At 55.9% G+C, this 7,884-nt stretch carries 7 protein-coding genes and 1 tRNA gene; all 8 read left to right on the plus strand.

Features of this window, described 5'->3' with window-relative positions:
* The 8 genes from ED236_RS06355 (at position 1) to ED236_RS06390 (ending at position 7,517) form a co-directional block, all read left to right on the plus strand.
* Positions 1–2,391, plus strand: a complete 2,391-nt coding sequence (locus ED236_RS06355; protein WP_123237086.1) for a DNA internalization-related competence protein ComEC/Rec2 — start codon at positions 1–3, stop codon at positions 2,389–2,391.
* Positions 2,392–2,469: 78 nt separating this feature from the next.
* Positions 2,470–3,075, plus strand: coding sequence for a MotA/TolQ/ExbB proton channel family protein (locus ED236_RS06360; RefSeq protein WP_123237087.1), 606 nt, complete (start codon positions 2,470–2,472; stop codon positions 3,073–3,075).
* Positions 3,076–3,077: 2 nt separating this feature from the next.
* The gene (locus ED236_RS06365) at positions 3,078–3,500 is read left to right on the plus strand and encodes an ExbD/TolR family protein (RefSeq protein WP_123237088.1); all 423 of its coding nucleotides are present in this window, start codon (positions 3,078–3,080) and stop codon (positions 3,498–3,500) included.
* Positions 3,501–3,610: 110 nt separating this feature from the next.
* Positions 3,611–5,341: a lipid A export permease/ATP-binding protein MsbA gene (gene msbA / locus ED236_RS06370; protein ID WP_123237089.1), complete on the plus strand. Its 1,731-nt coding sequence runs from the start codon at positions 3,611–3,613 to the stop codon at positions 5,339–5,341.
* Between the two features lie 6 nt (positions 5,342–5,347).
* Positions 5,348–6,343 (plus strand): tetraacyldisaccharide 4'-kinase, encoded by a 996-nt coding sequence (gene lpxK / locus ED236_RS06375; RefSeq protein ID WP_123237090.1) that lies wholly within the window; start codon positions 5,348–5,350, stop codon positions 6,341–6,343.
* The gene (locus ED236_RS06380) at positions 6,336–6,515 is read left to right on the plus strand and encodes a Trm112 family protein (protein WP_123237091.1); all 180 of its coding nucleotides are present in this window, start codon (positions 6,336–6,338) and stop codon (positions 6,513–6,515) included. The genes lpxK and ED236_RS06380 overlap by 8 nt, the downstream gene beginning before the upstream one ends.
* A gap of 1 nt (position 6,516) precedes the next feature.
* Positions 6,517–7,269, plus strand: a complete 753-nt coding sequence (gene kdsB / locus ED236_RS06385; protein ID WP_123237092.1) for a 3-deoxy-manno-octulosonate cytidylyltransferase — start codon at positions 6,517–6,519, stop codon at positions 7,267–7,269.
* A gap of 171 nt (positions 7,270–7,440) precedes the next feature.
* Positions 7,441–7,517: transfer RNA gene (locus ED236_RS06390), tRNA-Met, on the plus strand.
* Positions 7,518–7,884: the final 367 nt, after the last annotated feature.

Raw genomic sequence — 7,884 nt, forward strand, 5'->3', positions numbered from 1 at the left:
ATGCAGCTTATCCCCGGCGCGCTGATGTTTGTCTGCGGTGTCTGGGGTTTGCAGCAGCAAGCCGAGCTGCCAGGCTTGCCATCGCTGGCGTTTGCAGTCGGTCTTGGCCTGTTGCTGTTGCTGGTGTTGACGCGGCGAGCTGCTGCAAGCCGGCCAGTCAGTGACCGCTGGTTTTCCTTTGTTTACCCCTCGTTTTTCATCAAAGCGCTCTGTTTGCTGCTGGCATTCCTTGCCGGTTTCAGTTGGGCTGCCATTGCTGCACACAGTCGCTTGTCAGATCGCCTGGAGTCAGCTTGGGAAGGGCGTGATATCAGCCTGATTGGTGTGGTGGCCAGCCTGCCACAGTCGCATGCACGCGGTCAGCGCTTTGTGTTTGACGTGGAGCAGGTGTTGACGCCAGGCGCACACCTGCCGGGACGTGTGCTGTTATCCAATTATCAAGTCAGTCGATCCAGCGCATCGCCGCAGGTCATGCAGGCTGCACAGCGCTGGCAATTGACGGTAAGGCTTAAGCAAGCGCATGGCAATTACAATCCGCACGGTTTCGACTACGAGGCCTGGTTGTTGCAGCAGAATCTGCGTGCAACTGGGTATGTGCGGCATCAGCCTGCTCCGCAATTGCTTGAATCGCGCGTGTGGCAACCCGCTTATCTGCTGCAGGCAGTACGTGAGCAGTTGCGCCAGAGCATGCAGCAGGTGCTGGCAGGGCGTGCCTATGCCGGGGTGCTGCAGGCGCTGGTGATAGGCGATCAAGGGGTCATTCCGGCAGAGCAGTGGCAGTTGTTCTTGCATACCGGCACCAATCACCTGATGAGCATCTCCGGCTTGCACATCACCATGTTGTCCGGGCTGGTGTTTGCATTGTGTTATGCAGGCTGGCGGCGCAGCCCGCGGCTGTGTTTGCATTTGCCAGCGCTAAAGGCCGCCACGCTGGCCGGAGCACTGGCCGCACTGGCGTATACCTTGATCGCGGGCTTTTCCATCCCTTCCCAGCGCACGCTGTATATGTTGCTGGTGTTTGCTGCCGCCTTATGGCTGGGGCGTGGTCTGGGGTTGTCTGCGGTATTGACGCTGGCCTTGCTGGTGGTGGTGCTGATCGACCCCTGGGCAGTGCTGGCGCCCGGGTTCTGGCTGTCATTTGGTGCAGTCGCCGTCATCGGCTATGCCTTGCATGGGCGTTTGCGTAGCGCGCACTGGCTGAAACAATCGTTGTGGTCACAATGGGCTGTCACGCTGGGTTTGCTGCCTATGCTGCTGTTGATGTTCAATCAGCTGTCAGTGGTGGCGCCGCTGGCGAATCTGTTTGCCATTCCGCTCATCAGCCTGGTGGTGGTGCCACTGGCCTTGCTGGGCGCATTCCTGCAGCTGGACTGGCCTTTGCTGCTGGCGCATGCGCTGTTGGATTGGGGTATGCAGCTGCTGGAAGTGTTGGCGAGCTTGCCTGTGAGTCTTTGGGCCCAGGCCGCGCCACCATTATGGAGCGTGCCGCTGGCGCTACTGGGCATGGGTTGTTTGTTGTTGCCGCGGGGTGTGCCGCTGCGCTGGCTGGGGCTGGTGCTGTGCCTGCCACTGTTTTTATCAGCGCCACCACGCCCTGCGAACGGGGCGATGCAAGTGGTCATGCTGGACGTGGGGCAGGGTACCGCCGTGCTGGTGCGTACGGCTGGACATGCGCTGCTGTATGACACCGGGCCGCGCTTTTCCGAAGAGGCGGATGCGGCCAGCCGCGTCATTTTGCCGTACTTGCGGGGCGAGGGGGTGCAACATCTGGATGGATTGGTGGTCAGTCACGATGACAGTGATCACAGCGGTGGCATGCAGACTTTGCTCGAGTCTCTGCCGGTTAGTCGAGTTTGGAGTTCTTTGGCTGTTGTGCCCAGGGGAGTCAGGCACCAGCCTTGCCGGGCTGGGCAGGTCTGGAACTGGGATGGTGTACGTTTCGAGATGCTCCATCCAGCGCGGTCGGTAGAGGCGGCGACCAAAGATAACGACCGTAGCTGCGTATTGCGCGTCAGTCATGTGGCAGGCCGCTTGCTGCTGGCGGGTGATATCGAGCGTCGTGCGGAGATGCAGCTGCTGGAGCAAGATGCGTCCTTGTTGGCGGCGGATGTGCTGCTGGTGCCACATCACGGCAGTGGTACGTCTTCGACCACGGCGTTCATCGAGGCGGTCAATCCGGCGTTTGCGCTGGTCAGCGCGGGTTACCGTAATCGTTTCGGACACCCCAAGCCAGACATCGTGGCCAGATATGTGCATGCTGGCCGTCATGTTTACCGTACCGACCAGCATGGTGCAGTGTTGGTGGATTTCGATGCTGACGGGATACGGCTAAGTGGATGGCGGCAACAGCGCCCGCGCTACTGGCATGCTTCTGCTGTTATCGCGCAATGAGTACGGGTAGCGTGCTTGCTGAATCGGGGTTCACACGCTAAAGTAACGCCACTTTAGCGCTTATCGAGGAGTTGTTCCGTGTGGGAAATTATTAAGGCAGCAGGCTGGCCGATCTGGCCGCTGATTTTTGCCTCGGTGGTGGCGGTGGCTATCATCCTCGAGCGTCTGTGGGCATTGCGTACCAGCTCGGTCGCGCCATCCAATCTGCTGGATGATGTGCAGCGCAGTTTGCGTGACGGCAAGATCAGTCAGGATGGCATCGCCAAGTTGCGTCATCACTCCCTGATGGGAGAGATCTTCGCCAGTGCCTTGAATAACCTCGATTCGTCGCGCGAGATCATGAAGGAGGCGATCGAAGAAACAGGCCGCTCGGTGGCGCACAAGCTGGAACGTTATCTGAACACCTTGGGCACCATTTCTACCGTTGCGCCGTTGCTTGGTTTGCTGGGCACCGTGATCGGTATGGTCGAGCTGTTTGGTGCGTTCACTGAAAATGGCCATGATGTTGCTCAGTTTGCTCGTGGCATCTCGGTGGCGCTCTACAACACGGCAGGCGGTATCGTGGTGGCGGTGCCCGCCATGATTTTCTACCGTTATTTCCGTGGCAAGGTGGATGGCTACATCGTCGAGATGGAGCAGCAGGCCATCAAGCTGGTGGAAATCATTCATGGCGAGCGTAAATAGACATGAATTTTCAACGCGGCAAACGCCATGAAGAGCTGGAGATGAATCTGGTGCCGTTGATCGACGTGCTGCTGGTCATCATCATTTTCCTGGTCGTCAGCACCACGTTCTCGCGCATGAGTGAACTGCAGATCAATCTGCCTTCTGCAGAAGCGACACCGCAGCAGAACAAGCCTGAACTGGTCAATGTCGATCTGGATGCGGCAGGTAACTACCAGGTCAACGGCACCAATGTGGCAAGCCCCACTGTCGCTGCCATCAGCGCGGCCTTGCGCACGGCAGCCGGTGAACAGAAAGAGCCGACCATCGTGATCAATGCGGATGGTGCCAGTAATCACCAATCTGTCATCAATATCATGGAAGCGGCACGTGCCGCTGGTTACAGCCGTATCACCTTTACCACACAGATCTCTTCCGGCTCTTAAACCTGTTCTGGTTTATTGGTTTTGCAGTTCTGCATGCGCGGACTGCTGCCCGTTCGTTTTTAGTCTAACCATCGACAACTCGATGGTATTTGAGAGAAATTCACGCCCTTATGGAAGTTTCAACCCTATATAACGCCAAAAATCTGTATCTGCGCTTGCTGCGCTATACCGGGAAGTTCTGGGTGGTGTTTGCTGCAAGTATTGTCGCGTTGATCATTCTTTCCGCTACCAATACCGGCTTTCTGGCGACCATCAAGATGGTCACGGACCAAGGGTTCGTCAATTTTGATTCGGATACGTCACATTATTTGCCGCTGATGTTGTTCGGTCTGCTGGCGATACGCGCAATTGCCGGTTTTGTCGCTGCATTCGGTATGCGCTGGGTTGGTCGCCGAGTGATTGAAGCCTTGCGTGTTGATGCATTCAAAAAGCTGATGACATTCCCGGTGAGTTTTTTTGATGCCCAGTCTGCTGGGGTAATCACTTCCAAGCTGACTTACGATACTGAGCAGATCTCCAAAGCAGCTACCAATGTTGCGGTCACGGCGGTACGTGACAGCCTGACCATTTTGGGCATGGTCGGCTATATGCTGTATCTGGACTGGAAGCTCACCATGATTTTTATGATCATGGCGCCTGTGATGGCCATCTACCTCAAAGTCATGACCCCGAGGCTGCGCGCCGCCAGTCGTGTGGTACAGGATTCGATGGGTAATTTGACTCAGGTGATTGAAGAGGCGGTTTCTGGTCAGCGTGTCGTCAAGATTTTTGGCGGTGGGGAATACGAGAACGCCAGATTCTCGCAGGTCGCAGGCGTTAATCGACGTATCCATATTCGCCTCGCCCGTCTGGCATGTTTGAATAGTATGGTCATTGAAATACTGGCGGGAGTCGCGCTTGGTCTGGTGGTTTACTATGCAATAGGTAAATTCACAGCTGGCGAATTCGCTGCTTTTATTGGCGCGCTGCTGATGCTGATCGCGCCAATCAAGAACCTGACCAGCATGAACGAGGATCTGCAGGTAGGACTCGCCGCCGCTGACAGTGTGTTCAGGCTGATCGACTCACCTGCCGAAGTGGATGATGGCGTTGCGGTCATGCTGGCATCGAAAGGGGCGATCGAGTTTCGGGACATTGGCCTGCGCTACGAAAATGCCAAACGGTCTGCGCTCAGCCATCTTAGTTTTCATATTCAGCCCGGTGAAAAAGTGGCATTGGTTGGCCGCTCCGGTGGAGGCAAGACCACGCTCATCAACTTGCTGCCACGATTTTATGAATTTCAGCAAGGTGAGGTTTTGCTGGATGGCGTAGACATTCGATCCCTGTCACTACGTCAATTACGCCAGCAATTTGCACTGGTCAGTCAGGATGTGATCCTGTTCAACGACACGGTGTTCAACAATATTGCCTATGGCGTGTTGCGCGATGCGAGTGAGGAGCGTGTGATTGCAGCAGCCAAGGCTGCGCATGCCTGGGAGTTCATTCAGCAATTGCCTAACGGCTTGCAAAGCGAGATCGGCGACCGTGGTGTGCGCCTTTCCGGAGGCCAGCGCCAGCGTTTGGCCATCGCGCGTGCCATCCTTAAAGATGCCCCTATCCTGTTGCTGGACGAGGCAACTTCTGCGCTGGATACCGAATCCGAGCAGCATGTACAAGCTGCGCTGGATGAGTTGATGCGTAACCGTACCACACTGGTCATCGCGCACCGACTGTCCACCATCGAGAACGCTGATCGCATTCTGGTGATGGAGCAGGGCAATATCATCGAGTCCGGCAGTCATGCCGAGCTCATGCAGCTAGGTGAACATTACGCCAAGCTGTACCGTAAACAGTTCCACTGACAAGCCATGGAAATCTGGCTGCAGCAGCAGTGGCGTGGTATTTCCGTATGGCATCTGCTGCTGATCCCGCTTTCCTGGTGTTTTGCCTTGATCGTTGCTTTAAGGCGCTACGCTTACCGCCTTGGTCTGCTTAAGTCATATCGTTTGTCGGTGCCAGTGATCGTCGTCGGCAATCTGACCGTTGGCGGTGCTGGCAAGACACCTGCGGTCGTGTGGTTGGTCCAGCGCTTGCGCGAGCAGGGGTTCTATCCCGGTGTGATCAGTCGTGGTTATGGTCGTGACTCAGGGCAGGTGCTGCCGGTCATGGCGGACAGTCAGGCTGCCAGTGTAGGCGACGAGCCACTATTGTTGGCGCGTCGTGCCGCCTGTCCGGTCTGGGTCGGCGCTCAGCGCGCTGCCACTGGCGCAGCACTGCTGGCAGCCCATCCGGAATGTGATGTGCTGATCAGTGATGATGGTCTGCAGCATTACGCTCTGCAGCGCGATGTGGAGATAGTCGTGGTCGATGGTGAACGCCAGTTCGGGAATGGTTGCTTGCTGCCTGCTGGCCCGTTGCGCGAACCGGTGCGTCGTCTGCGCGATGCTGATCTCGTTTTATATAATGGTCTGTGTAATGGAGCTGCTCACCCGGGCGCTTATACCATGCGCTTGCAAGGCGACCAGTTCATCAATCTGCAACAATCACAACAGTGTCGATCAGCTTCCGACTTTATCGGCGTGCCATTGATGGCGGTGGCGGGTATTGGCAATCCGGAACGTTTCTTTAGCCATTTGCGCAGCCTGGGTCTTGTGTTTGAATCACGTGCGTTTGCAGATCATCATGCTTTTGTCGTTGACGATTTGGCATTCGAGTCAACGGGAGTCGTGCTGATGACGGAGAAGGATGCGGTCAAGTGTGCAGCCTTCGCACAGTCGAACTGGTGGTATCTGCCCGTGCAGGCAGAGATCGAGGGTGATTTTCTCGGTCAGCTATTGAATCAATTAAGGAGTCGATGTGGATAACAAATTACTGGAAATATTGGTGTGCCCCTTATGCAAGGGACCGCTTCATTATAAAAAAGCGGTGCTGGAGTTGATTTGCAAACCCTGTCGCCTGGCATTTCCGGTGCGTGATGACATTCCGGTGATGCTGGAAGATGAAGCGCGCCGCCTGCCTGGTGAAGAAGAGGTCTGATATGGCGTTCCACGTGGTCATCCCCGCGCGCTATGCCAGCAGTCGTTTGCCAGCCAAGCCTTTGCTGGACATTGGCGGCCTGCCTATGGTGGTGCGTGTGGTTGAGCAGGCGCTGTTAAGTGGCGCGGCAAGTGTGGTGGTGGCGACAGATCACGCACGCATCGCGGAAGTGGTTCGTGATCACGGGTATGCGGCGCTGATGACGCGTGAAGATCATGCTTCGGGTACCGACCGTATCGCAGAAGTGGTGGGGGCGTGTGGTTGGGGTGATGACGCCATCGTGGTCAATGTGCAAGGCGATGAGCCCCTGATTGCACCAACATTGATTGCGGATGTGGCGGCAAACCTGGCGGAGCAAGCCGACGCGGCGATCGCGACAGCTTGCCATCCAGTGCATGAGCATGAGGTCATGTTCAATCCGAATGCAGTAAAAGTAGTATTGGATGCGCGTGGCTATGCCATGTACTTCAGTCGTGCGCCTATCCCTTATGCGCGTGATGCCTTTGCCGCTGGTGTGGTCTTGCCTGCGCAGATGCCTGTCTATCGTCATGTCGGTATCTATGCCTACCGCGCTGCCTTCTTGCGTGCGTATGCCAGTCTGGCCCCTGCTGCAATTGAACAGTATGAGGCGTTGGAGCAATTGCGTGCCATGTGGCACGGCTACCGTATCAGTGTTGCTGTCACAGCAGAGGCCCCCGCAGCCGGCGTGGATACGGAAGAAGATCTGCTGCGCGTACGCGCGCTGTTTTCCTGAACCATTTTTTAAATTCTCAGCCGCATGCAAGTGGCTGATGTGTAGCCCTTATCTTGCCTAAGGTGCCTTACATCCCGCGTCTGTACTGGTTTGTTTGCCAGATTCTGGTTGACGCTGCCTTCCGTAGTTTGCTATAGTTTCACCTCTCGACGCAGCACAGGTCGATACGGACGCGGGGTGGAGCAGTCTGGCAGCTCGTCGGGCTCATAACCCGAAGGTCACAGGTTCAAATCCTGTCCCCGCAACCAAAACAGTCGCTAAGTTTTCAGTATGAAATAAATTAGTTGACGACAGAAAGTGGCTCTGTATAATGCGCACCTCTCGTTGCTGAGGCAGCGAGTGAAGCGAAGGCGGCAAGGCTGCTGACGCTGTGTAGTAAGAAGTAAAACTGCTCTTTAACAAGATGAACAACTGATAGGTGTGAGTGCTTGTGGTTGACGCAGTCACCTGATGGTTTGATGGCCCCGGACGCAAGTTTGGCGCTGTTGGATTGCAGACGGATGACACTCAAGATACAAGTGCTTATACCTTGAATGAAACTTTGTAAATCGCTCTGGTCAGCAATGACTGGAGCCGACGCACCTAAGATTCATTTGAGAATTTAAGCCAAAGCGA

Source organism: Pseudomethylobacillus aquaticus (assembly GCF_003730115.1).
Taxonomy (GTDB): Bacteria; Pseudomonadota; Gammaproteobacteria; order Burkholderiales; family Methylophilaceae; genus Pseudomethylobacillus; species Pseudomethylobacillus aquaticus.

Excerpts from the sequence above, each read along its gene's own strand:
- msbA (WP_123237089.1), top strand. The coding sequence starts at position 3,611 with ATGGAAGTTTCAACCCTATATAACGCCAAAAATCTGTATCTGCGCTTG.
- lpxK (WP_123237090.1), top strand. The coding sequence starts at position 5,348 with ATGGAAATCTGGCTGCAGCAGCAGTGGCGTGGTATTTCCGTATGGCAT.
- ED236_RS06365 (WP_123237088.1), top strand. The coding sequence starts at position 3,078 with ATGAATTTTCAACGCGGCAAACGCCATGAAGAGCTGGAGATGAATCTG.
- ED236_RS06355 (WP_123237086.1), top strand. The coding sequence starts at position 1 with ATGCAGCTTATCCCCGGCGCGCTGATGTTTGTCTGCGGTGTCTGGGGT.
- kdsB (WP_123237092.1), top strand. The coding sequence starts at position 6,517 with ATGGCGTTCCACGTGGTCATCCCCGCGCGCTATGCCAGCAGTCGTTTG.